This window comes from Dyadobacter soli (assembly GCF_900101885.1).
GTDB lineage: Bacteria > Bacteroidota > Bacteroidia > Cytophagales > Spirosomataceae > Dyadobacter > Dyadobacter soli.
Genome location: NZ_FNAN01000001.1, coordinates 177,453 through 202,589 on the forward strand (window position 1 = coordinate 177,453; position 25,137 = coordinate 202,589).

Sequence of the window (25,137 nt, forward strand, 5' to 3'; positions counted from 1 at the left end):
TTTCGATTGAAAGAATGGGGTTAAAATCAGTGGGTAACGGGTAGCTGCCGCAGTGGTAACTGCGGTAGTTGTGTGTGCATAAAGTCCTGAATATCAGATTCTCCGAATGCAGGCAATGCGCCTGCTTTTCCGGCTACGAATGCCCCGGCGGCAGAGGCGAATTCCAGCGATTCGGCCAGCGAATGCCCGGTGGCGTTCTGGTAGAGAAATGCGCCCAGGAATGCATCGCCGCTGCCGATGGTATCGGCTACTTCCACGGTGAATCCGGCATGCGATTCGAATTCGCCGTTGCGGGTGAATACCATCGCGCCGTCGCCGCCGCAGGTGAGTATGAGCATATCGAGGCTGAAATGGTCGGTCAGGAAAGCCATGGCCTGTTTTTCATTTTCGAATGGCGTGAGCCAGCCGGTTACCTCGCGGATTTCGTGCTCGTTCATTTTAACAATGCTTGCTAAGCCAAGGAGTTCGAGCACCTCCTCGCGGACGTAATGTGGCGGGCGCAGGTTCACGTCGAACACAGGTATGCAGGTGTGAGGCGTGCGGGATGCCTGCGCGGCTTGCGGGCGCGTGCCGGTATACCCCAGGTAGCGCAGGAGCGTATCGCGTGAGGTGCGGTCACGGGCGGCGAGGGTGCCGTACACGAAGTAGTCACTTGTGGTAACCTGCTCCGCGGCCGCGGCGTCGAATTGAATGTAATCCCAGGCGACGGGGTGGAGGATTTTGTAGGTAACCTCGTTGTTGTCGGATACATTGGCTTTGGCAATGCCGGTCAAATGCGTTTCGCCGGTCTGCACAAAAGTGGTGGAAAGGCCCTGCTGCGCCATGAATGCGAGCAGTTCGGCCCCCAGCTCGTCGTGGCCCACGCGGCTGATGAACGCCACGTCCATGCCGTAGCGTTGCAGGTGCGCGGCCACATTCATGGTGGCCCCGCCGGCCAGGCGAGCGTCGGGCAGCACATCCCAGAGCACTTCTCCAAAAACAGTCAGTTTCGGTGTCATAAATAATCGGTTAGCGTGGAGATATTAGTGAAGGATCAATGTCTTTTCGATCTGTTCGAGGGAAGTGCCTTTCGTTTCGGGCATGAGCTTCCACACGAATACCAGTTGGAGCACCATCATGCCGCAGAAAATCATGAAGGTGTTGCCGCCGCCGAGCGTTTCGGCGATGTAGGGGAATGTGAATGCGATCACCGCGGCCAGCAGCCAGTGCATAAAGCTGCCCATCGACTGCCCCGCAGCACGTACCTGATTTGGAAAAATTTCAGAAATAAACACCCATATCACCGCGCCCTGCGACAATGCGAAGAAGGCAATGTAAATGAACAAATATACCGGTACCGCGTACCCGCCGAGGTTGCCGCTGTAAAATGCCTGCGCCACGAGCCCTAATGTGGCGATGAGCCCGAAAGAACCGATGAACATCAGCGTACGGCGGCCGAAACGGTCGATAAGGTTGATAGCGATGAATGTGAAGCAGAAATTGACCAGCCCTACGCCCGCAGAAGAGAGCAATGCAGAACTTTTGCCCAAACCGGCCATTTCAAAAATGCGCGGCGCGTAGTAGATGATCGCATTAATGCCCGAAACCTGGTTGAAAAAGGCAAAAAGCAGCGCCAGCGCAAGGGGTAGTTTGTATTGGGATGAAAAAATGGAAAAGCTGCTGCCGTTCTCCTTACCCGCATTGACCGAATTCTGAATGTCGGAAACAATGCCGCTCACGTCGATACCGCCATTGGCTACCGATAAAATCTGACGCGCTTCTTCTACCCGGCCACGCTTGACGATGAGCCAGCGGGGGCTTTCGGGTACAAAAAGGATGGCTACGAGGAAAATAAGCGACGGGAACGCCTGTACGCCCAGCATCCAACGCCAGTCGTTGTCGCCCATGCCTACGAGCAGGAAGTTGGACAGGTAGGCGATAAGTATACCCAGCACCACATTGAACTGGAACATGGCCACCAGCCGGCCCCGTGAGTTGGCGGGGGATATTTCGGAAATGTATAATGGCGCGGTAACCGACGAAATGCCCACGCCGATGCCGCCCAGGAAGCGGAAAATGAGGAAGGAAATCCAGTCGGAGGCGAGGGCCGAGCCGATTGATGACAGCAGGTAAAGGACAGCAATGGCGAAGAGGGTGTACTTGCGCCCGTAACGCTCGGAGGGAATGGCGCCGGTGAGCGACCCGAGGACGGTGCCGATCAACGCGATGGAAACTGTGAACCCGTGCTGCACCGTAGTGAGGCCCCACAATTGCTGGATCGATTTCTCCGCGCCCGAGATGACCGCCGTATCGAAACCGAATAAAAAACCGCCCAGCGCGACTGTGAATGCCCAGAAGATTACCTTTTTGCTTGTCATGATTGTTGAATTAATTTCTGACGAAGCTACCGGCTCTCCGGGCAATCTATTTTCGAATCCGTACCAAATATTTTTAAATTTTACATGGTATAGATTTTTATATAACTAACTGTTTTTAAATGTGTTATATTAATTTAAAAAGACGCTGTTTTCAGATTTGCTACAATGTTTTGCAGAAATGTTTCGCCATTGATCAATCGCACAAAACCGGCAAACCGGGATCGGAAGCGAAAGGCAGCAACCGCGCGATCTGCGAATACGTAACCCGGTTTGCCGACAAGTCGAGTCCCGGCAGGTCGCCGAATTTTATCCAGCTCACACCGGAAGTTTCAGTTGTATTTTCAAGGATTTCACCGCCGGTAATGTTGCAAAGGATGAAGAATTTATAAACATACCAGAGCTCTTCCGGGTGATCGTGCTTGCGCTTGTCGAAAACCGCCAGCAATCGCACCGCTTCTACATGCAGGCCGGTTTCTTCGAAACACTCTTTCACGGCCACTTCAAACGGCGTGTAGCCCACATCCGCCCAGCCGCCGGGCAGCGTCCAGCGGTCGTGATCGATTTTTTCCTGAACCATCAATACTTCGTCGGTACCACGAAAAATCACAGCACGGATATCGACTTTGGGCGTCACGTAACCTACCTCATGGGGCAACAGGCTGATAATCTGCTCAATGGGTACATTGCTCGCATCCGCAAGCAACCCGAGGCTGATCTGCCGAATCTCCTCGTAACGTTCCCGGTCATATTCTCCGGGTTGAAAGGCAAGGCCGGTTTGCGAAAGGGCAAGAATGCGTTTGACGGCTGCCAGCCAGGGATTTGGGGACATAATGTTTGGAATTTCGGTTAAATGCCGGTTTCCAAGGTAACAATCAATATTCGAAAACCCCTAAAAAGCGAGAAGGCAAGCGAAGATTTACATAAATCCTGCCTGCCTCTCTTTCCAACGTTGAGTATTGACTTACGGTAGCTAGTGTGTGATCATGAGTTTCAGTGGACGTTTGCTGCCGTCGGCCATTTGTACTTCCACGGTGTAGCTGCCGGCGCCGATATTGCCGATGTTGAAATTACCTTGCCGGAGCACGGGTTGCCCAAGCGAACGACCGGTCTGATCCAGTAAACGGATTTCACGGATATCTTCGGTTTTCAAGCCTCTCAGCCCCACCTCGGACACGCCCACGGCCGGGTTAGGGTAAATAGCCACTCTTTCCGCATCAAATTCCAGCGCGGCAACGCGCGAGTAGGCAATTGAGCCGTCGATGCCGTCCGCGGCCCTATCGACCATTTTGAGCCGGTACAGATTCGTACCGGTGATAGGAAGGGCGTCGGTATAGGAATAGTCGGTATGGGTTGATACGCCGCCTTTCGAAGCCACCTGGCCCAGATATTGCCAGTTTTTACCATCGGCGCTGCGCTCGATCTCGAAGCGGTCGCTGTTGACCTCCGAGGTGGTCTGCCATTGCAAGTAGGCTTCGTTCTCCCGCTTTTTAGCCTGAAAGGACACGAGCGTAACAGGTAATGCGGCTTCGGATTGCCCCGAAATGAAGAACCCGCTGAACCCGCTCACCTGGAAGGAAACGAGGTACATGGTTTGGTCTTCGCTTTCGGTTACCGTTACGTTCGTGATCAGCTCCGTAGGCCCGGAGTAAGTGCCGGGGAAGCCGTACGGGCTGGTACCATGGTATTGCACCACTTTCAGGTTTGCAGGGAGGGAGGCATTGTTGGCGTTTCCGTAGGCCTGGTTATAGGTTTCGAAATCCTGTTTGGAGAAAAATAAAGTCACTTTCGCAGGGCCGTCGGTACCGGAAGGCGTAAAGTCGTAATGCCTTTTGACAAATACCTTTTGCCCTTCGGAAACGGTATTGCCCGGCGCCAGGAAGGTCTTGATCGTCACATTGCCGAGCGATCCGGGTGTGCCTGTCGGTTCGATGAGGCCGAATGTCTTGCAATCGCTGGTGATGGCGGTCGCGCCAGCATATACGGGTAGGGTAGCCTGGTCGCCGCTCGCGGGTAATGTGCCCGGGCCTGTGATCGCCTGCATTTCGTACGCGCCCATGTCGGTTTGGGTGTTGTAAATGCGTGCATTATGCGCCAGGTCGGTCGTAACCGTCGGGATTTCGGAGAATGCTTCATTGGTACCGCGGTTAATGGCCGGAGAGCAGGGAAGGAGCGTCCAGTCTTCCGGCCCGGCGAACTGCGGGTTGGTGGTGCCGGCCAGGTTGTGATCGGCCTCGCTGGCGGCTAAGCCTTCCACGATGCTGTATGCAACAGAAATAGTACTTTCCTGGCTGCTGATTCCGCTACCATTGCCATAAATAATACTGTTGCGAACGATCACAGGGCCTTCGAACCCGCTGATCACGCCGCCGGAGCCCTGCTGGTTACCTGCGATAGTGCAATTGACGAGCACCACACTGCCATCGTTTTCAATAGCCCCGCCGTGGTTGCTTGCCGAATTTCCGGCGATGAGGCAGTTGATGAATACGGTATTGCACGATATCCGGTTCGTAACCGCGCCGCCGTCACCGAACATGGCCGAATTGCCTCTGAATATCGTATTGATGAACTGCGGCGAGGCGCCCCCTTCATTGTACACGGCCCCGCCGGAAGTTGCATAGTTGCCAAGAAAAGCACAATTGGAAATGGTGGGTGACGAGCCGACATTACGCATCGCCCCACCGTTGCTGCCAAAAACGCCCGTAACCGTAAATCCATCGAAAAGATCATCATGGGTCAGATCATTGCCGGTGTTATCAATGGCCGGGCCGACGTTGGAAGTAATTACGCTCGCCGTGGCCGGGTCGCCGTGCGCGATGGGTAAAGTGCGCTGGTCGAGGGTGGTTTCCGTGCCGACGAAGCTGCCGTAAATTTTCACGCCGCGGACGAATGCGAGCTGAATCGACCCGATCGCATATTCGCCACGTGCGACCCAAACCTGGTCGCCATCCGAAGCAACCGTCAGGGCATCGCGCAGGCCGGCAAATGCATTGGCCCAGCTGTCGCCGGAAGGAGCAGGAATGGAACTCGCTGCATTTACATACCAGATCGAGGCGGGTGTCACCTCGTAAGGTCCGAGATCGATGGCCTGGCTGGTGAGCCGCCGGTTATCGTCGAGCGCAATAGGCGTGTCGTCTGCGTTTTTGGGAAAAGCCGAAAGGTCGGTCGCCGGGTTACCCGCGTTGGTCACCGGGCTGCCTTTGCGCTGCACGAAATTATACTGTGAAGGGTCGGTGAATTGCGGGTCGGTGTCGAGAATGTTGGTACCCCCGGCGAAGCCGCCCTGAACGAGCGAGTAGGATACCACCGGCGTTCCGCCGCCGCTGATACTGCCGGTACCGCCGGGCGAAGCAGGGTCGGTGTTTTTCCAGATAATGCTGTTTTCAATAACGGGCGACGATCCGCTGACAGCGTACAATGCCGCCCCGTTGTCCGCCGAGGCGCCGCCGCCGACTTCATTGGCCGAAAACGTGCAATTCCGGATGGTAGGGGACGAATTGTCGATAAAAATCGCGCCGCCTCTGCCAGCGGACGTCCCTTTCGCGGAATTAGCCGCAAAAATGCATTGCAGGATCAAAGGGCTTGAATTGAGCAGGTAAATAGCGCCGCCTTTGCCTTCGGTCGCGGAAGGGTCGGTGGCATTCTCGCTAAATACGCAGTTGGCGATCACCAGCGAGGAGTTCGTTGCATGTAATGCGCCCCCGCGCCGCTCGTTGTTGACAGAAAACCCTGTGCCGCCGGTAATAGTGAACCCGTCGAGGCGCGTGGTGGCGCCGGCGCCTGACGTCGTGATGACGGTACCGCCCTGTCCGGCGAGTGTGGACTGGTTGGTGAGCAACCGATCGCGCAAATCACTTTCATACCCCTCGAAACCACCGTAATAACCCACGCCGTCGGTTAGGATAAAAGGCGTGTTCGCTGCCTCGGTCTGGTACTGGCCGCTTACTACCCACACCTGCTTGATGGCCGTGTTCAATGCTGCGCCGCGTGTGGCGTGGTACATGCGTTTGAGGGGATGGTCCCAGCTGCTGCCGTCGCCGGGCGAGCTGGTGCCGCCGTCGACGTACAGAACGCCATTCGCGTCAGGCTGCGCTTCTGCGGCAGGGTCGTAGCCGCTTACGGTTCCGTTAAGGACGAAATTGTCGATCCCCGAATAATTTTGATTGGGCGTAGTGCTGTTCGTCACCGCGATCCGGATCACCATCCGGTTCCGGAGCTTGGAAACGGTTTTGGTCCGGGTAATGCCGGCCATCGTGAGGCTCGAAGTAAAAGATGCTCCGTAATTTACCCCGTCGACCTGGACTTGAAAGGTCGCATTGTCGGAAGAGAACTTATTGAATGTAATGCTGGTCAGCTCTACCTGGAAACCTTCCTTAATGTTTACGGTAAGCACATAAACATGGTTGTGTGCAGCGAGTGCCATAGCATTGTTGCCGGCGTAATTGTACGAGTAAGGTGTGTCGCCAATCCCCGTCCACGCACTCGTGAGATTGGAGTTAATGGAAGTTGGGTTGTTGAAGTTGCTGTTCGGAAACGTGTTATTGTAGATCACGGCCGGATGGGCGACAGTGGCAACCAGCAGTGCGCAGAACAGTGTGAAAAGGGGTCGTAGTAGTTGTGTCTTCATAGCTTAGGCTGGAATGATGAGTGTTCATTTCAGCCCGCAATATGGAATGCCGGGAGGCCGTGGAATTGTCAATTTTTAGTCAGAAACTATTCAAATTTAATCGCAGAAGGCTGCTTTGTCGTAAATTAGCTTCAAAGCACCCCCTTTTGAAGAAATTCTACATGCTCCGCCCGTTTATCGTATTCTTGCTGTATTGGCTGATCGCCGGTGTGTGCCTGTCCGAAACCATATCGGCGCAGTCGGTAGGCTTTCCGGTCCCCGAAATTATCACCGCGAAACAAGGGCTTCCCCAGGGTTTTGTACCCGGTATCGTGCAGGACGCGCGCGGTTTCATGTGGCTGGCCACGCGCGACGGGCTGTGCCGCTACGACGGCCGGGGATTCAGGGTATTCCAACCGTCGGACGAACAGGAGATGTCGCTTTCCTCACTAGGACTTGAAAATCTGCAAACCACCGCCGACGGAAAAATCTGGATCACCTCCGACCAGGGGCATATCGACCTTTTCGATCCGGTACGCGAGACATTCGTCAACTTCTCACGCCAGTCGTTCTACCAACGGCAGTTTGGAAAGCGTTTTTTAAGGGATATGTATGCCGACAGCCAGCACAGGCTATGGCTCATGTCGGACGGCGGGGGATTGGACTATATTCATTTAAATACCCATAAAATAAAAGAATACCACCGCTCGACCGGCGATACAAGCGCCATCGTAGAGGCGCATGTGCGGTTCGTGAGCGAAGACAGGGCAGGCGATATGTGGGCAGTTACGAACAAAGGCATTTTTGTTCAGAAAAAAGGGATGGAGCAATTTACCAAATACCATTCAGCCACACTCGCAGGCGGTATCGATCAGCGTGTGAATGCATTGAAAGGGCTGAAAGACGGCCGCCTGCTCGTGTTGTACGACACCGGCATGGCATTGCTCGATCCCACGACCGGCCTTGGCCAACGCCGCGAACTGGTACTCGATACCGAGGCGCAATACCGGCACCCCGTCGTGACCGACAGCAAGGGCAATGTGTATTTTTTCCGGATGAACCACCTCTACCGGCTCGGTACCGACGATAGCCTTGCCGAATTCCCCGTGCAAGCCGATGTGCACGAATTCAAAAGCCTTTTTATCGATCGGTCCGACGTGCTTTGGGCGGGTACCAACGGGCAGGGCATTCGGAAATACAATTTGAGAGCGAGTTATTTTATTACAAAAGCCTATTCTTCTGGTTTTATCCCGGATCTGCTGCAATACTTTCTGAAAGTGCCGCAAGCCGAAATCGCGCAGCTGCCGACCGATCTTTTTTCCTATAATTTCCGCTATGCATTCGAAAACCCGCAAAAAATGTGGTTCAGCGCCGGCAGAACGCCACTTTATGAACTCGATCTGTCGACACGGAGCATTCGCAGCATTCCTTTTCCCGTAGAAATCAAGGATATCAAACGGTCGGAGCTGGCGGTCAGCATCGCGAAAGATCCCGACGGCCGCATGTGGGCGGTGCATGACAGCCTTTTGTTTTCCTACAAAAACGGCACCTGGACGCGCTTCCAGTATCCTATTCGTCCGCGTATCGAATCGGGTATCAACCAGATTGTAGCCGACAGGCAGTACCTATGGGTCTCGACGACTACCCGTGGGCTTTACCGGATCGATAAGGCCTCGGGCGCGATCAGGCGGTATGGGTATAATGCACCCGCGGGATCGCTGAGTAATGATAACCTGTACTGCCTTTTCGCCGATCCGCTGGACGATCACCTGCTTTGGATCGGCACATTCGGCGGCGGCTTGTGCAAGTTCGACAAGCGTACGGGACGTTGCGAGCTGCTTTCAAAACAAAACGGCCTGCCAAATAACGTGGTATACGCCGCCATTCCCGACCGACGGGGCAATGTGTGGGTGGCTACCAACCAGGGATTGTGCCAGGTAGACAGGAACACGCTGCGTACGCGCACGTATACCCGCGAGGACGGTCTCATGGCCGACGAGTTCAACCGGTTCCACACCCTCGCATTACCCGACGGCCGCATTTTCCTGGGCGGAATGGAGGGGATAACCGCATTCGATTCCAGGCAGGCGAACGAGGACCATTACCGCCCTCCGGTTTTTATCACCGCTATTTCCATCAACAATGCGCATTTGGAACCGCGCTTATCGGCCGGCGAGCTGCCGGTGACCTCCATGCAAGCCCTCAACCTGGCGCATTGGCAGAACTTCCTCTCCATTGAATTCGCGGCCATGCAGTACAACCGGAGCGACAAAATCCGCTATCGCTACCAGCTGGAAGGTATTGACGAGCATTGGATCGAGACGGAAACGCCCGTTACGAAGTACACCGACCTGCGCCCGGGGCATTATGTGCTGCGGCTGAATGCATCCAATACGCTCGGCGTGTGGAGTTCTGATATCCGCGAGCTGCATATCCGCATTGCCCCGCCCTGGTGGCGGACGTGGTGGGCTTATGGGCTGTATTTTCTGCTATTTCTGGGTGCGGTTTACGTTTTGTTGCGTGCTTATATCAACCGGGTAAGGATGCAGCAGTCTATTTTATTCAAGCAAAAAGAAATAGACCTGAAAGCGCGGGAAGCGGAGCAATTGCGTGAGCTGGACGAAATGAAAACCCGTTTTTTCTCCAACATTACCCACGAATTCCGGACGCCGCTGACGCTGATCCTCGGACCGGCCGGCCAAATGCTGGAAGAGCCACGGCAGGAAAAGGACAACAAGCGGCTTTCATTGATTGAACGGAATGGGCGGCAGCTGCTAGGGCTGATTAACCAGTTGCTCGATTTGTCCAAACTCGAAGCCGGTACCACGCAGGTAGATGCGGCCTGGGGCGATCTCGCGGATTTTGTGGAGATGCTTACGGGCACATTTCAAATGGCTGCGGAGGCTAAAAATATTGAATTGGCGTTCCAAAACAGCCTTGAAAGCCGGTATTACTGGTTTGATCACGAAAAACTGGAACGGATTCTCACCAACCTGCTTTCCAATGCCGTGAAGTTTGCCAATGAAAACGGCCGGATACAGGTCGCATTGAATATAACCGGTGAGGAAGGTATTGAAATCACAGTTTCGAATACCGGGCCCAGGATACCCGGCGCGCAGCTCAGCCGCATTTTCGACCGGTTTTACCAGGCCGATCAGCAAGCTGGTTACCGCGAAGGCACGGGCATTGGTCTGGCGATTGTGAAGGAACTGGTGGATTTGCAGGGTGGGAATGTGTCGGTTGAGAGCGGCGCGGACGGTTTCGATACGGTGTTTACCGTGGCTATGCCTTATCGCCGGGGAGAAGCGCGGCAATCAACCGAAAACCTGACTCCTAGGCTGAATGGAAACAGCCATTTGAAGCATAACGAAACGCATTTACACAAAATCCTGCTGGTGGAAGACAATGCAGGCCTGGCGGATTTCGTATCCGACAGCCTGGCTGAAAATTACCGCTTTTACCACGCGAAAAATGGCGAGGAAGGATTGGCAATGGCCATAGAAATCATGCCCGACCTGATCATCAGCGATGTGATGATGCCGGTGATGGATGGTTATGTTTTTTGCAAACACATTAAATCGAACCTCGAGACAAGCCACATTCCGGTGGTGCTGCTGACGGCCAAATCGGCCCTCGAAAGCCGGGTGGAGGGGCTTGAACTCGGTGCGGACGACTACATTACCAAACCGTTCCACCTGCCCGAGCTGCGCCTGCGCATACGTAACCTGCTCGATCGCCAGGCGCGCCTGTACGAGCGCCTCCGCGCGGGCTTCGCGACGCCCGCTGCATTACCCGCCGAGCCGGAGCGCATTACCGACCCGTTCCTGACGAGATTGTACCACATCCTCGACACCCGCCTTGACGACCCCGATTTCGGGGTGACCGAACTGATCCGCGAGATCGGCATGAGCAACAGCAGCCTGAACCGGAAGCTCAAAACGCTGACCGACCTTTCGGCCGTTGAGCTGATCCGTAATTATCGCTTGAAAAAAGCGGCTGCAATGCTTTCCGGAGGTATTTCGGTGTCGGAGGCAGCCTATGCGGTGGGTTTTGATAACTTGTCCTATTTTGCCAAATGCTTCCGTGATTTGTACGGAATGACGCCCCGCGAGTTCGCGGCGAGCGGCATTCCATAAGGTCAGGCCGCTATGACGATGCCTTTTCGGAAAGCCGACGGGCTCGTGCCGTGGTGCTTACGGAACTGGCGGCTGAGGTGGCTTTCGTCGGTATAACCCAGTTCGGCGGCTATCTCGCTGACAGTGAGGTTGCTTTGGGTGAGACGCTGCGCCACAAGCTTGATCCGTGACGAGGCCACATAGCTTTGCAGGCTTTCTCCCGTGTATTTCCGGAAATATTCGCCTACATAGTTGGGTGACAGATTGAATTGCTCCGCCAGATGGTCGACGCGCAGCTTTTCAGGATCGGCGATATGCCGCTGGATATGCAGTAACAGCCGGTTGATAAGCCCTTCCTTCGCGCCCGGGTTGTCGGTAGTGCGTCCGTCGTGCACATTGCGCGTAATGACATTGAGTATCAGCGTGACCAGATGCCGCAGATTGTCCTCGTGGCCGGGCTGGCGCTGCTCGTATTCGGTGATCAGGTGCGAAATCAGCGAAGCGATCATCCCGCAATCGCCTTCGTTGCGGATCAGGAGCTCTTCGAAACGGTTATGGTGTGCAAAAATCGTTTCCAGCTGTTTCAGCCAGGCGGTAATCCGGTCCTTGTCCTGCTCGGTTTTGTATTCGGACAGGAATACTTCCGAAAAACGGATGGAGCAGAACCGCGTGGGCGTTTGCACATCAAAGCCGCGGCAATCGAGCGGGGTGAAAAGGAAAATGCTGCCGGGGCCATATTGGAAGCGGTTCCTGTTCGTCTCCCGCGTGCCGGTACCGTCCATGATCCTGACGATCTCGAAGAAATGGTAGATCAATGGCCGCTCATTCCAGCAATCCATATCGGCCACGTGAACTTCAAAGGGCTGATGCAATGTCTTTTGTTTCATAACCCGTAAAAATACCGAAAAAACCGTGCAATGTCACTGCCGGACGGCAGGTAGCGGAGATAGTTTTGTATTCAAAAAAAGCAACTATGAATACGGAGAAAAAACTATTGGCACCACTCATAGCCGGAGCGCTCGCACTACAAAACCGCGTCGTAATGGCTCCTATGAATCGTAGGAGGTCATTGAACGGCATTCCGGGCGAATCCGCAGCCATCTATTTCGGGCAACGCGCAAGTGCCGGGCTCATTATTACCGACAACACCGCCGTAGCGCCGAACGGCATCGGTTACATGGGAACCCCCGGAATTTACAACCAGGTGCAGATCGACGGATGGAAGCACGTAACCGGCGAAGTGCATGCGCGGGGCGGCCGGATTTTCATGCAGCTCGTGCACGCGGGCCGCATCGGGCATTACCTCAATAACGAAGGGCAGATGCCGCTGATCGCACCGTCGGCGGTGACGGCGGAAGGGCTGATACGCACTGCGGGAGACATTCATTTACCGATTAGCGAGCCTTTGGAGGCCTCCCTTGACGATGTGCGCAGGCTGATCGACGAGCACATTCAAGGTGCCGTGAACGCCATAGCGGCTGGTTTCGACGGCGTGGAGATACACGGGGCGCACGGTTTCCTGCCCGAGCAATTTCTCCACCCGCACACCAACCGGCGCACGGACGCATACGGTGGAAGCATTGCCGCCCGCAGCCGTTTTCTGCTCGAAATCGTGGAAGGTACCATAGCGGCAATCGGGAAGGAGCGCGTGGGGATACGCCTTTCGCCGTTCGTGAAGCTCAACGACCTGCCCGATTATGCGGAGGAGGCGGAGACGCAGCGTTACATTGTGGATGCATTGCAGGAAATGGGCATTGTATACATTCATTTGTCCGATCAGGGGCCCGTGGGGCTGGGCAAAATACCGGAAGCATTCCTCCGGGACCTGCGCCAGCGCTACCAGGGGCTAGTCATACTCGCCGGCGGCTATTCTGTCGAAACGGCCGAAGCTGCGTTGCAGGCCGGTTTGGCCGATCTGATCGCATTCGGAAAGCCTTACATCGCCAACCCCGACCTCACGGAGCGTTTCAAGCTTGGCATTCCGCTTGCCACCGGTGATCCGGAAACCTATTACCAGGGGGGCGACGGCGGGTATATCGACTATCCTTTCGCCAATCTTACTCGCAACCGCATATTTGGCTCAAATACCACCGCAGATTGTCGTTAAACCCCGCGCATTTTAACAGGTGATCCGGTTAGGTTTGTATTTAAAATCAACAATACTATCAACATGAGGGTCAAGGATTACCACCACACCATCGATATCTGGCTTCAATCGCTGGAAGCTTCTGATATTGCGAGGCTGCTGGCCCAGCCGGGGCCGGGCGCCTGGTCGCTGGGGCAGGTGTATATGCACATTCTGGACGAAACGGAGTTTTATTTCAGCCAGATCAAAATTTGCCTCGCATCGAACGACCACGCGATGGAGGACTGCACTTCGGAGGCCAAAGCAATGCTGCGCAATAATGCATTTCCCGACGCGATCCTCGAAGGGCCGCCTTCGAATGCATTCGTCCGCCAGCCGGGCTGCAAGCAGTTCCTGGTCGACCGGCTCGTCCAGCTGAAAACGTTGGTTGCCGAAACCGACCTTTTGATAGCCAGGAGCCTCTTCCACGGAAAAGCAAAACACCCGGGCCTGCATTACCTGTGCGCCGAGGAGTGGTTTCAGTTTTCGGAGATGCATTTCAGGCACCACTTGCGGCAGAAGGCGAGGATAGAGTCGTTTTTGGAGCGTACATTTGGCAAGTACGAGCCTCAAAACTGAGTAGCAATGGCGCGAAGGTCTACCTTCGTGCTACTATTTGCAGGCCTCCGGCCGGTCGGCACTGCGATAAAGCTGCGTTATGGACCGGCCGGAGGCCTGCGAATAGTGTGTACAAATCAAGAGATTTGCACCAGCGCTTTCAGCGCTGCCAACAACGTCGCTAACATGCAATCGGCCGTCAATGGTCAGCGGTCGGCGGTCAGGCCGCAGGCCCCTCACAACCCCGAAATCGTATAAGTCACCGTAGCCGTGTACGTCTTCACCGGCAGCATCACCGATAATCCTTCGATTTTGTATTGAATGGGGATGTTGTCGCGGTGGGCGAGGAGGTTGAGGAGGCCGGTGAAGAATACTTGCGGGGTACTGGTGAGCTGGATGTAGGTGGTGCCCCCGCTGAGGATCGCGATGCCGGTGCCGTTGCCGGTGCGCTGCACGTACAGTTTGAGCGATGGGTCCCAGTTGGAGGTTGTGCTGAGGTGCGCGGTGAGGGTCCAACCCAGTAATGCATTCACTTTGAACAAGGTCTGCGACGCGCTGCTGGTTTCTACGTGCTCGTAGTTTTTGCCGGCTTTGGTGATCGTCGATGAGAGGGAGGGAATGGACCACGTGTTTCCGCTGTTGATCGTAATCGTTTGCGCGGAAGCAGTGAATATGCTCAGGATTGCAATGCAAAAAGCGGTAATGTATCTCATCAGTTGTCGACCATAGTGTACCGCACCGTCACATTCGAGGTGCCGCTGCGAATGTTGGCATAATTCTGAATTTCAAGCGAATAGCTTAGTCGGAACCCGCTGCTGCCGTAGGTAATGCCGGTGTAGGCGCCTTTGATATTGTCTATAAAACTTACGGGCGTGTTGGTCAGGTACTTGTTGGCCGTGACGTAGCTGTTGCCGCCCGTAAAGCCTTGCCCCGTACCGACGTAACTGGCCACATCGAGGCGCAGCCGAATGCCAGGCGGAAGTGTTCCTACCACATCGCCTTTGATGCTCCGCGATGCCCCGGAAGTCACTGCCGAGGTGAATATGAGCCAGTTGGCACTGTTTGCAGTGCCCGTTCCAAGGATATTGCCGGCTTCGGTGGGGGCGGTCATTTGCAGGGTAACGCTGCTGGAACCCGACGGCAGGATATCCACGAGCGCCACCGACGGCATCGTGAGGCTAACGTCCACCGTCGCGACGGTCTGCGCGTACGAAGCGAAGCCGGGCAGGAAACAGTACAGGAGCATCAGATACCTCATTTTTTCACAGATACTTCAAAATTTCTTTCCGAAAAATGGATACGCTTCTCGTTTGGTCTGATCCGGAATGTCAGATCGAGCGTTTTATCGGTTTCTACCGTGAGCTGGCGGCTGCTTTCTTCTACCACGAAACGGTCCTGGGTACCGGGGATGAATACCGATATTTCCCAGTTGCCCGGCCGTATTTCGCGAAACGAAAACTCGCCCTTGTCGTTCAGTTCGGTAAGGTAGTTGCCGTTCTCTCCATTCAGTTTTACCAGAACCGAAGGCTTTTCATTCAGTACCGACGAGAGGCCATTCTGTTTGGCTCTTAAAAATTCGATCCTGCCCGCGATGCTGCCCGTGCGGGTGAACGGAATTTCCACCATTTTGAGACTGTCGGCGCGCACATCTACCAGCATTGGCATGCGTACTACCGGCACTACGCCCTCGCTGCCCGACTCGTTTTGGGTGATGCTGAGGTAATAGCGGTCGGGTGCCACGCCTTCGAACGTGAACATGCCGGTGCTGTCGGTCATGAACTTGTGGCTGCCGAGCTGGATGAGGTTACCCTGCTTGCGGTAGCCGAAGCCCGTGAGTTGGCCTTTCACCGTACCGATATTCTTTTTCCGGCCCAGCGGCACATTCAGCCGCAAAGCGTACCGGATATTAAAAAAGAGCGTATTCTGGTCGGTATTGGCCAGATTAGGAATGTAGGAGCGGCCACCGGAGAAAGTGAAAACGTGTCTTTTCAAATCCAGCATTACCGAAGCGTCTACGAAACTCCTGCGCACGTACAGCTCGTCGGGCGCATAATTGTTTCGGTATAAAAAGCTCGCATACAGGTTCCTTTTGATACTTACCCGCGCATTACCGCCGTAAAAGAACAGGTTTTCGATCGTGCCGGACGCCGAGAATTTGCTCGTATGCTGGTGTTCGAAATATCCGCCCAGCCATATCCACGGGAATAGCCGAACGGCCGGTTGCGCCTGGTTCGAGAACGACTCGTTCCGCCCGTCGCCGTCAGGGGCCAGGTGGTTTTTGGAATAACCATAACGGCCCTGGTAAAAGAGCGTGAACTTTTTGGAAGTTAGGTTATAGGAAAAATTGCTGAAATTCTCGGAGTAATGGAACGACGCGGGCTGTTGCCTGTCCTTGCGCTCCGCTTTGGAATAGAACATAAAAAACCGGTTCCGCTGGTCGGGCTGGAAGGAAATGTAACCCATATAGCTGCGGTCTTTGGGCGAGACGCTGTACAGGTTGGCGTCGAGGCTGGGGTTTACGTCGGAGAAATTGTTACTTGCGCCGATGGTGAGTTTGCGCGTGATATTGAAGCCGATATTGTTGTTGAAAAGGCGGCTGTTGTTGTAAAAGCCATAAAAATGCTTTCCGGCATAAATGACATTGCTGGTAACGCTGATCCATTTTTTGGACAGTTGAAGCCGCAGGAATGCGCCGTAATCCGTTTTGCCGATCGCCTGCCCGGCGCTCAGCTCGCTTTCGAGGTTGAATTCCCGTGTGTGTACATTCGCTGCCAGACCCGTCATGTGTGACCAGAAACGCCGGTCGTGGAAAAACACATTTTTGGAAGCGTACTGCACCCCGATATCGGCCTTCTCATTGATTTTGAACAAAAACTTACCTCCGAACGAGTCTTTCTGATTCAGGAAAAACCTCGCTTTCTGGTAAAATACGGTGTAAGCCATTTTCTTAAACTGCTGTTCCACGCGCAGCCCGCGCCCGAAACGGCCGAATTCCATCAGGTTATTTAGCTGCAAAACATAATCACCCACCGATACGGACAGGCGCTTGCGCCATGCATAATCGAGCGAATACTGGTCGTAAGTACCCACCGCCGGAAATACGAACTGGTTGGGACCCCGGACGGTAAAATCGATGTAATGGCGTTCTTTCTGGTCGATGAAGCCTTTGCCGGTAGCCTGATACTGGTAGGCAGTAACCTGCCGGCCGCCGTACCGGTACGACAGATACGTACCGCCTACTTCCACCGGAAAGCGGAAGTAGCGGTCGATCTTTCTGACTTTGGAGGAAAAAACGGGTATGCTGGTAACGGAATACACGGGCTCGGCGCCGCCGGTCATCACGACCGAAAGGCTTGATGAGGCCTGCCATGCATTGTTGTCGGTGACAGGAATGATTTGCGAGACGGTCACATTGGTACCGGCTCCCGGTTCGAGGGTGAGGCTGTCGGGAATGTCGTCGAGCTTGCCACGTTCCGGTTTCAAAAGTATCTTTTCGGCATTGTTCCCCGAGTTGCGGAGCTGGTATGTGAGCCGAAGTGTATCGCCCTCGCGGATAAATTCGGGCTGGGAAACTACGAACAGCTCCACGTTCCGGATTTGCCCGATTGTGAGCGGGACATTCGTGGCCACGCCATTTACGGAAAACTTTACCTGGTACTCGCCCGAGGCCGAGGTGGCGGGCGTGCCTATCACGTAAAAATAGCGCACCGTCCGGTCGTCGGCTGTTCTTGCAGGTCGCCGCTGGGAAAGCAGCCGCCATTTTTCGGGCAGCTGTATTTCTTCCCGTAGCGAATCTGGTAGGGGTGAGGAGGATTTTACATCAAATAGTAGTGTGATATGCCCACCGGGTATAACCGTGTCGGGCATGTTGGCGAGGCTGACGGCCACCGGCGATTGCCCGTAACCATTCAGGCCCGACATTAAAATCAATATGGCGATGAGCCGGTACAATGGAAGAGGAGGATTATTCAATCTGTAAAGAAATGTTCGATCCGAACAGGTCTTTTTTCGTGTCGGCGATGATCACGCAGTCGTATTTGCCTTTCGGCACGTCGGTAACAGGTATCTCAAACGTGCTGCAATTGCCCGGATAGAGCATTCGGGTGTTGGGTTGCGTGGTTTTGAGCTTGTTGCCGTTGCTGTCGTAAACTTCGAGTACCACATTCGTACGCGCGCCGTAAGAGCCGTTGTTCTTCAAAACTACTTTCAGAAGCGACTGTTCGGCAGAAACCTTTTCGTAGGCGACCTTCTCATAGGACAGCGGCGGCCCTTCCACCGGCCCGATGTCCACGATCACCTGAATGGCGTAACGTACTTTCGAATTGACCTGTATGCCGCCGTGCGCTTCCTCGCGCACAGGATCGGCGACTTCCACCATGATCACCTCCCAATACGTGCCCGGCTGGCGGTTCGGATCGCCTTCGATCGTGTACCGCAGGTCGTAGGCCTCGTTGATGGCGATCACCCGTTCATCGACATTCGTCTTCAAACCGGCTCCCAGCGACCTGCTGTGGCTGCCGATTTCCGGGTACGCCGCCTGCTGATCGCATTGGGCTACGAGGTCCTGACGGTATACCAATATACGGGAGTCTTTTCCGCCCTCATTTTTCACCTTGATGGTCCCCTGGACCTTCGTGGAGGCGGTCGGAATGCTGTGGCTGTGTGTCAATCCGTTCAAGATCACTACCGATGCCCGCATCGGGAGGGGCACCAGTAGCATCATGCTAAGTAAGGCAGTCCATTTCATTCGGTAACCTTAGTTGTCCGCGAGCGTGTAAGTTACTGTAACTGTCGTTTGGCCCGAGCGCAGGTTTGCGTAGTTGGCGTCGGCAGCGAGGAATGTGTAAGTGAGCTGATGTCCGCTGGTCGGTCCGGAAGCCGTGTAGGCGCTTCCGATGTCGGAAATGAGCGTCTGATCAGTGGTAGTGAGGTTAAAACCGGCCGTAGGCGTTCCTTTCGAACCTGCACCGCCTGCGGCAGCAGCTGCCACAAGGTGGATGTCTACGCCCGCAACCACCGCACTCGCTTTCACATTCACTTTCTTGGTAGTTGTTCCCGCCTGGATCGACGTGTAGTTGAGCCAGATCGAGTTGTTGGCAACAGGTGCCACGATTTTTTCACCCGCTTCGTCGTTTGCCGGTTTGGTGAAGGTGGCATTTAAAGTTTTTGAAGTAGCGCTTTCAAGATCAAGCAGGGCCACTACGGGCACATCCACAATAATCTGATGGTTGTCGGTTTGTGTATCCGACTGCGCCACTGCACGGCCCGACAGGCCTGCTAACATCACCACAAACATCGACGAGACGAGGGTAATTTGTTTTTTCATAATCATGAAAGAATTTGATAAGTGAATTTTAGGTACTTCCGAGAAAGTTTACAAATGTAGAAGTACTTTTACAAATATCCAAGAGGGTTGGGAAAATATTTCCACACAAATCGCTGATTTAAAATACCTTCGGTTACATGTGCCCGAAATGGCTCAAATGGACGATTAAGCAAACCTGCCGGGGACATAGATTTTTTTATGGAAAGATAATTTTGAAAGCTCCGGAAGCCATTGCATCAATACATCAAAAAACTGATGCAATGAAAGTTACCTATCGCTGCCATTCGTGCTTGAAGTAGGCAGAATGATCTTTTTCGACCGTTCATTTCGGGCAGCGGACTTGCCGGTTGCATCGGGCCAAACTACATGAAGGTGGATTATATTTCTGTATCATGCGGCCATTCCGGTCAGTCGCACGACGTGGGGTGCATCATTAGCAATAATCATGCCAAGCTGGTGGGTGGTTGGGTGCACTACACGCGTTTTGGAGCGCGTGGGAGGAGCATATGCGGGGCGGCTGCATTTTTAATTCATTTTTAATCACACCGCCTGCTTCTTAACGATATATTTCGCCCACAATAACAAGTACACCAAGTGCGGTTATTGCTATTGAGTTATGTAGTTAAAAATCCATTGATCATCTTATGTTCAATGGATTTTTCTTTTTGATCACCTGTTTTCCAGCCAGCCGAGGAATTGGCTTACTTTTTCTTTTCCAATCAGCAGCTTTTCTGGCGTCGGAATCGTGAGCTTAATGAAGAGTTTTCTCGAAAAATAATGCTCTACTTCCTTCACCGCGTCGAAATTGACGAGGTACTGGCGGTTCAGCCGGTAAAATTGTGAAGATGAAACGACTCCCTGCACTTCTTCCAGCGGCTGTGTGATGGTATAGTCCTGGTTATCAAATGTCCGCAACCAGGTAGTTTCATTGTGAATGTAGAAGAATGCGATCGTCTCGGTTTTGATGGTGATGTATTTGTTTTGCTTGAAAACGAGGAAGCTTTTTTTGCCTTCGGGTTCGCCGAGCCTTTTCAAAAGCATTTCCAGCTCGGGTACCAATGGTTTTTCGGTAGAAAAATAGCTTTTCAGCTGGCTCAGCTTGTCAAGCGCGCCTTCAATGTGTTCTCTTTTGAATGGTTTGAGCAGGTAATCGATCCCGTTGGCCTTGAATGCTTCGATCGCGTAATGGTCGTAAGCGGTGCAGAAAATCACCGGCGGCACCACCTTCACCGACTCGAAAATTTCGAAACACAGGCCGTCCGAAAGCTGGATATCCATGAAAATCAGGTCGGGCTGGGGCGATTCGGTTAGGTAGGAAACGGCCCGTTCCACGCTCTGGATCGTGGCTACCACCTCGGCTTCGGGGCGGAGCGTGGTGATCAGCTGCGCGAGCGAGCGGGCCGTTTTGATTTCGTCTTCAATGATTACGATTTTCATGAATAAGCGGCAGTTTGACCCTGAAATATTCCTGGTCGTTTTCGATTTGTACTTTTTGGTTCAGCAGGTGGAAATACCGGCGGTTGATATTGTCGAGCCCCACTTCGGTCGAATGCTCGGGGTTCTTTTTCAGTTGCAGCGGGTTTTCTACGATCAGCAGGCCGTTTTCTTCGTAAATGGCAATATGCAGCGGCTTGTCAAGCGATACGACATTGTGCTTAATGCAATTTTCAACCAATAGCTGCAATGTAAACGGCGGTATCCACGTGCGGTAAACGTTCTCCGGCACCCGGTATTCCAGCTCGATACCTTCCTCGAACCGCGCTTTCAGCAAATACATATAGGCGTCCAGTATTTCGATCTCTTCCGAAAGGCTGATCAGGTCGAGTTTTCTGTTTTCTAGTGTAAACCGGTAGAAATCAGATAGTTTTAATATGAAATCTACGCTATTCTTATCTTCCAGCTCCACCATTGATTTCAGTGTACTGAGACTATTGAAGAGGAAATGCGGATTTACCTGCTGTTTCAGCAACTCATATTGCGCGCCGAGGTTATCGGCCTTGCTGCGTTCGAGTTCCAGGATCACCTGCTGGTTGCGGTGCGTCTGGTAAAGCAAATGCAGCAGCATATAGAAGATCAGGTTGATCATAATCCCGCGTACTTCGAACATCAGTACCACCGGCCCGAAATCCAGCGTCGGGATCGCCAGCTTCTGCGCGCCTACCATCAGGAACATGAGCACGATCCCGATGGCGATGCTGCGGAACAGCAGCGGGTACGAAAAGCCCGAGGACGAATGCTCTTTCGTGAATTTGGGCAGCGAGTAGATATTGAAATACCACACAAACAATGTGAACGAGGTGGTGATCAACGCGCTGGTAACCGCCTCGAAACCATTGGGATGCTTCTCGGCTATTTTAGGAACGGTGGTGAGGATGCCCAGCGACAGGGAACTGAGCCAGACGATCACCGCCGAAACCCTGAATGTCTTTTGTACCATGATTGTTCGTGAACCGGTTTACGGGAAAACAGACGCCCGTTGGGCAAATATAAAACTAATCCGCTCTGCATTGCTCAAAACGGCATTTTCGTCCTTTTTTTGGCTGGAATCATCCTTAGCATAATCGATCGCCGGGCCCGATTCCCCGGCGGAAACCGTTACCGTCTCCACCGATTGCACATTGCCGTTGATATTGCTGCCAAACCAGAGCGGATTCTGTTTCAGGTCCCACGTGACGAGTTTGAAAACTTCGCCAGGCGTACCGACGCGCGGCGTGTGTGCGTCGCGCTCCTTACCCGCATTTGCGAGGGCGTCGTCGTTGCCGTAAAGAACCGCAATGGTGCGGGTACGGTCGTTGTGGAACGAGGTAATGACGTGCAGGCCATGGTCGTCGAAGATCGTTTCGGGATTCGGTGCGAGCTTCCGGGAGTCGTGGCAGGCGTCTAATGCGATGGTGGCGAAGATGAGTGCGATGAGGCTTTTCATGATGGTTGTTTTTTTGACCGCCGACGGCCGACCGCCGACCGCCGATTGCGGGGTGAGTTGATAGATGATTAAGGGACGATGGTCTTTTGCTACAATCGGCGGTCAATATCCGGCCGGTTGGCGGCGATGATGGCGCCGTTTTGTGTGCTTTGCAGGAAGGTAATTACTTCCCATTCGTTCGGGTTGAAGCCTTCGGGGAGGTTTACCGAAACGTTGCCGCTTGCAGCTGCCGGGAAGCTTTGAATGCGACGGACGATCTGTACGTGCGGGAGCAACCGACCGGCGTTCTCGCCACGTTTCACCATCGTATGCGCTACTTTTTGTACCAATGCGACCTGTAAAACGGTACCGCGACCTGCATTCGTGGTTTGATAAGCAAGTTTCAATTTCCCCGCCTCGATCTGCGCCTCGGCATTCAGTTGCGCTGTCGGGGTTGCATTCAGTTCGATGTTAAGGGCGCGTTTCAATGTCTCTTCCTGCGAACCGATCAGTTCATGCCGGCCATTCACGACGGCCTGCGGCGTGTAGACGGTTTCGAGGTTCAGCCAGTTGGCGTATTGGTACTGGCGTTTGGTGTACTCTTTGTCGCTGAACACGTCCCGCCAGCCCTGGTGGTTCCAGTAATCGACGTGAAATGCGAGGAGGTAAACCGGCTTGCCAGCATTCTCCTCCTGGATTTTCGCCAGTAACTTATCAGCCGGCGGGCAGCTCGAACAGCCTTCGGAAGTGAAGAGTTCGATGACGGCAAAGCCTTTGTTGGCGTCGGGGTTATCAGTAGTTGTTTTTGAATTTAGATCGGAAGCCATGGCGGAAAGTGAGATGCCTAGCGTAAGGAAAAGCGAAGTGATGATGTTGGTTTTCATGATGGTTACCGGGTCGCCGGTGCGGTTGGTTTAAGTTGGTAATTTTTTTGACCGCCGACGGCCGACCGCTGACCGCCGAATGCGGTAATGGTGGAGCCTTTGCGGGTTTTGGTTTTTGTTGTAATCAAGAGATGTTATCAATCAAGAGGTCGGCGGTCCGTGTCGGCCGTCGGCGGTCAGGCTTTCGGCCCTTAACGCGCCGGCTTGGTCGGGATGTCGAATACGAACCCGGTACCTTTCGCCAATTGGTGGCAATTGATGCAAGAAGTCGCAAATGAAACCGTCTTGCCGTAGGGCTTCAAATCGAGGCCGCTGAACCGGGCGAAGCCCCAGCCTTCGGTGCTGGCGAACTTTTTGGCGTCGCGTACCATGATCTGGATGTTGTTGAAGTTGCCTGGTTTTACGTTGCCGTCGGCGTCGGGGGCCTGGCTGGTCCATACTACTTTTACGATCACCGCGCCGTCGGGCCAGGGGAGGATCTTGTTTTCTTCCAGGGCTTTTACGGCGATGTCGTTGCCGTAAATGATGCGCGAAGTGCCATTGTCGGGGCGGCCGGTCGAGCTGATCACCTTCCAGTTTTTGTAATCATCGAAGTATTGAATGCCGTTGATGGAAGTCGGTACTTGCGCTACTTGCTTTTGTTCGACGATCCGGGCGGTGTCTCCGAGCTCATAATGCTTCTGCGAAATGCTGGTGACGTAGTTTTTCAGGATCGTGAGCTCCGCGGGCGTCACCTTCGCATTCGGGTGTGTGGCTGCGTATTCAGGCAGGGGCATGCGGCCCGCGTCGATCATATTCACGATGTACCAAAGCTTGCCTTCCTGATCGGCTTTCGGGATACTGTCCCATTCCGAAAAGTTGAAACGTTTGCGGGCTTCCTCCACATCGGCAGCGACTTTATAAGAGAACGGCGCTACTTTGTCGTACCAGCGCAGGTTGGTCTCATTGGAGTGGCAATCGTAGCAGGAGCGTTTGAGAATGCGGGTCACCTCTTCCGGCCCGTGAAATTCCGACGTTACCGGCGGGTTTTCAATTTTCGGGCTGTTGACTTGCAGCACGACAAAGCTGGTAAAAAGAATGCCTGCGAGGATTGCGACGGCGTTGCGGTATCTGTGGCGTTTCAGGGCGTTCATAGCGGTTTGTTTTTTTCTCAAAAGTAGCGCGGCGCGTCGCCGCCGGGAATCGGTTTCAGGCCGAATTGGACAGATTCGGGGGTGAAGTGGACAGGGGGGATTTTGGGGGGAAAGGGAGGAAAGGGGGAAAGGGAGGAAGGGATGAAAGGGAGGAAGGGAGGAACGGGAAGAAAGGAGGAAAGGAGGAATGGGAGGAAGGAGCCAGGTGGTCAAATCGCGTAGCGATGCAATATTGGTAGCAGAAATGCGGCCAGGTTCGAATTTTCTTGCATTTCCATCCTCCCTTCCTCCCGTTCCTCCTTTCCTCCCATTTCTCCATTCCTCCCTTTGAAAATTCAAAACTGCTCCCTGTCCATTTCGCCCGCGAATTTGTCCATTCCGGGTGGTTTGCGCTGTCGGGGGCGGCGAGATTGTATTCTATTTGTATCAGAAATCGCAGCGGAAACGCCGGTTTCGAGTTCAATTAGAAACTTTTGAAAGTCGCAAAAATCAATTTAAATCATTTCAGAAAAATGGAAACCATCGAAATCACCAAAGCAGCAGGTACTACTACCATCGATAAAGTACTTTACACAGGAAAAACCCACACCTCAGGTGGCCGCGACGGCGCTTCACGCAGCTCGGACGGTAATCTGGATATTAAATTGTCGTCACCAGGCTCGAACGGCGCGGGTACAAATCCTGAACAGCTTTTTGCAGCCGGTTGGTCTGCATGTTTTATCGGCGCGATAGGCATTGCAGCGGCGAAGAATAAAATCGCACTACCGGAGGGTACTGCCGTAGATGCCGAGGTGGATCTGGGCGTTACGAAGTCGGAATACTTCCTGCAAGCCCGCCTGAATGTAAGCCTGCCCGGCCTGGACGAGACAACCGCCCGCATCCTGATCGAAGCGGCGCACCAGACCTGTCCTTATTCCAAAGCGACGAGGGGGAATATCGATGTTACTATTAATGTGAGCATCTAGGTTTCGACCGCCGACGGCCGACCGCTGACCGCCGATCGCTTGTGGCCTGCGGCCTGATCATAGACGATCGACCATGGATCATGGCAATGATATTTGTCCTGGTCTGTGGTCTTTTTATTTTCGGCTGAATCCATGGTCTATGGTCCATCGTCCATCGTCTATGGTCAGC

19 protein-coding genes are annotated in these 25,137 nt (G+C 53.8%); 4 read left to right on the top strand and 15 right to left on the bottom strand.

What is annotated here, in order from left to right; genetic code table 11:
* Positions 1–26: 26 nt before the first annotated feature.
* From BLQ88_RS00640 to BLQ88_RS00655, 4 genes are all read right to left on the bottom strand, one after another.
* A complete protein-coding gene (locus tag BLQ88_RS00640) occupies positions 27–998 on the bottom strand; it encodes a carbohydrate kinase family protein (protein WP_090145703.1) in 972 nt (323 codons plus the stop codon).
* A 24-nt stretch (positions 999–1,022) separates the two neighbouring features.
* On the bottom strand, positions 1,023–2,357 hold the full coding sequence (locus BLQ88_RS00645; RefSeq protein ID WP_176884845.1) for a sugar porter family MFS transporter: 1,335 nt from the start codon (positions 2,355–2,357) through the stop codon (positions 1,023–1,025).
* A gap of 193 nt (positions 2,358–2,550) precedes the next feature.
* On the bottom strand, positions 2,551–3,186 hold the full coding sequence (locus BLQ88_RS00650; RefSeq protein ID WP_090145705.1) for an NUDIX hydrolase: 636 nt from the start codon (positions 3,184–3,186) through the stop codon (positions 2,551–2,553).
* 141 nt (positions 3,187–3,327) lie between these two features.
* Positions 3,328–6,981 (bottom strand): choice-of-anchor Q domain-containing protein, encoded by a 3,654-nt coding sequence (locus BLQ88_RS00655; RefSeq protein ID WP_090145707.1) that lies wholly within the window; start codon positions 6,979–6,981, stop codon positions 3,328–3,330.
* A 146-nt stretch (positions 6,982–7,127) separates the two neighbouring features.
* On the opposite strand from BLQ88_RS00655, the gene BLQ88_RS00660 reads away from it, so the two are divergent.
* The gene (locus tag BLQ88_RS00660) at positions 7,128–11,096 is read left to right on the top strand and encodes a hybrid sensor histidine kinase/response regulator transcription factor (protein ID WP_176884847.1); all 3,969 of its coding nucleotides are present in this window, start codon (positions 7,128–7,130) and stop codon (positions 11,094–11,096) included.
* A 2-nt stretch (positions 11,097–11,098) separates the two neighbouring features.
* Here BLQ88_RS00660 and BLQ88_RS00665 read toward each other — a convergent pair whose 3' ends face one another.
* Complete coding sequence (locus tag BLQ88_RS00665; protein ID WP_090145710.1) at positions 11,099–11,962, bottom strand: AraC family transcriptional regulator; 864 nt, start codon at positions 11,960–11,962, stop codon at positions 11,099–11,101.
* 86 nt (positions 11,963–12,048) lie between these two features.
* Between BLQ88_RS00665 and BLQ88_RS00670 the strand changes: the two genes are divergently transcribed.
* Positions 12,049–13,182: an alkene reductase gene (locus BLQ88_RS00670; RefSeq protein ID WP_090145711.1), complete on the top strand. Its 1,134-nt coding sequence runs from the start codon at positions 12,049–12,051 to the stop codon at positions 13,180–13,182.
* 63 nt (positions 13,183–13,245) lie between these two features.
* Entirely contained in the window at positions 13,246–13,779 is a 534-nt protein-coding gene (locus BLQ88_RS00675) for a DinB family protein (RefSeq protein ID WP_090145713.1), read from the top strand.
* A gap of 215 nt (positions 13,780–13,994) precedes the next feature.
* Here the strand turns inward: BLQ88_RS00675 and BLQ88_RS00680 are convergent, their stop codons facing one another.
* From BLQ88_RS00680 to BLQ88_RS00725, 10 genes are all read right to left on the bottom strand, one after another.
* Entirely contained in the window at positions 13,995–14,471 is a 477-nt protein-coding gene (locus BLQ88_RS00680; protein ID WP_090145714.1) for a hypothetical protein, read from the bottom strand.
* Positions 14,471–15,004, bottom strand: coding sequence for a hypothetical protein (locus BLQ88_RS00685; RefSeq protein WP_229212511.1), 534 nt, complete (start codon positions 15,002–15,004; stop codon positions 14,471–14,473). The genes BLQ88_RS00680 and BLQ88_RS00685 overlap by 1 nt, the downstream gene beginning before the upstream one ends.
* Positions 15,005–15,012: 8 nt before the next feature.
* On the bottom strand, positions 15,013–17,730 hold the full coding sequence (locus BLQ88_RS00690; protein ID WP_229212512.1) for a hypothetical protein: 2,718 nt from the start codon (positions 17,728–17,730) through the stop codon (positions 15,013–15,015).
* Positions 17,723–18,505, bottom strand: a complete 783-nt coding sequence (locus BLQ88_RS00695) for a hypothetical protein (protein WP_229212513.1) — start codon at positions 18,503–18,505, stop codon at positions 17,723–17,725. Before BLQ88_RS00695 ends, BLQ88_RS00690 begins: the two co-directional genes overlap by 8 nt.
* 9 nt (positions 18,506–18,514) lie before the next feature.
* Positions 18,515–19,084, bottom strand: coding sequence for a hypothetical protein (locus BLQ88_RS00700; protein WP_229212514.1), 570 nt, complete (start codon positions 19,082–19,084; stop codon positions 18,515–18,517).
* 669 nt (positions 19,085–19,753) lie between these two features.
* Positions 19,754–20,521: a LytR/AlgR family response regulator transcription factor gene (locus BLQ88_RS00705; RefSeq protein ID WP_090145718.1), complete on the bottom strand. Its 768-nt coding sequence runs from the start codon at positions 20,519–20,521 to the stop codon at positions 19,754–19,756.
* Positions 20,502–21,521: a sensor histidine kinase gene (locus BLQ88_RS00710; protein ID WP_090145720.1), complete on the bottom strand. Its 1,020-nt coding sequence runs from the start codon at positions 21,519–21,521 to the stop codon at positions 20,502–20,504. Before BLQ88_RS00710 ends, BLQ88_RS00705 begins: the two co-directional genes overlap by 20 nt.
* Before the next feature lie 18 nt (positions 21,522–21,539).
* Entirely contained in the window at positions 21,540–22,007 is a 468-nt protein-coding gene (locus tag BLQ88_RS00715; RefSeq protein ID WP_090145722.1) for a hypothetical protein, read from the bottom strand.
* An 89-nt stretch (positions 22,008–22,096) separates the two neighbouring features.
* Positions 22,097–22,870 (bottom strand): DUF1223 domain-containing protein, encoded by a 774-nt coding sequence (locus BLQ88_RS00720; protein ID WP_090145724.1) that lies wholly within the window; start codon positions 22,868–22,870, stop codon positions 22,097–22,099.
* A gap of 191 nt (positions 22,871–23,061) precedes the next feature.
* Entirely contained in the window at positions 23,062–24,003 is a 942-nt protein-coding gene (locus BLQ88_RS00725) for a heme-binding domain-containing protein (RefSeq protein ID WP_090145725.1), read from the bottom strand.
* 512 nt (positions 24,004–24,515) lie between these two features.
* Here BLQ88_RS00725 and BLQ88_RS00730 point away from each other — a divergent pair.
* Entirely contained in the window at positions 24,516–24,968 is a 453-nt protein-coding gene (locus BLQ88_RS00730) for an organic hydroperoxide resistance protein (protein ID WP_090145727.1), read from the top strand.
* The last annotated feature ends 169 nt before the right edge of the window (positions 24,969–25,137 follow it).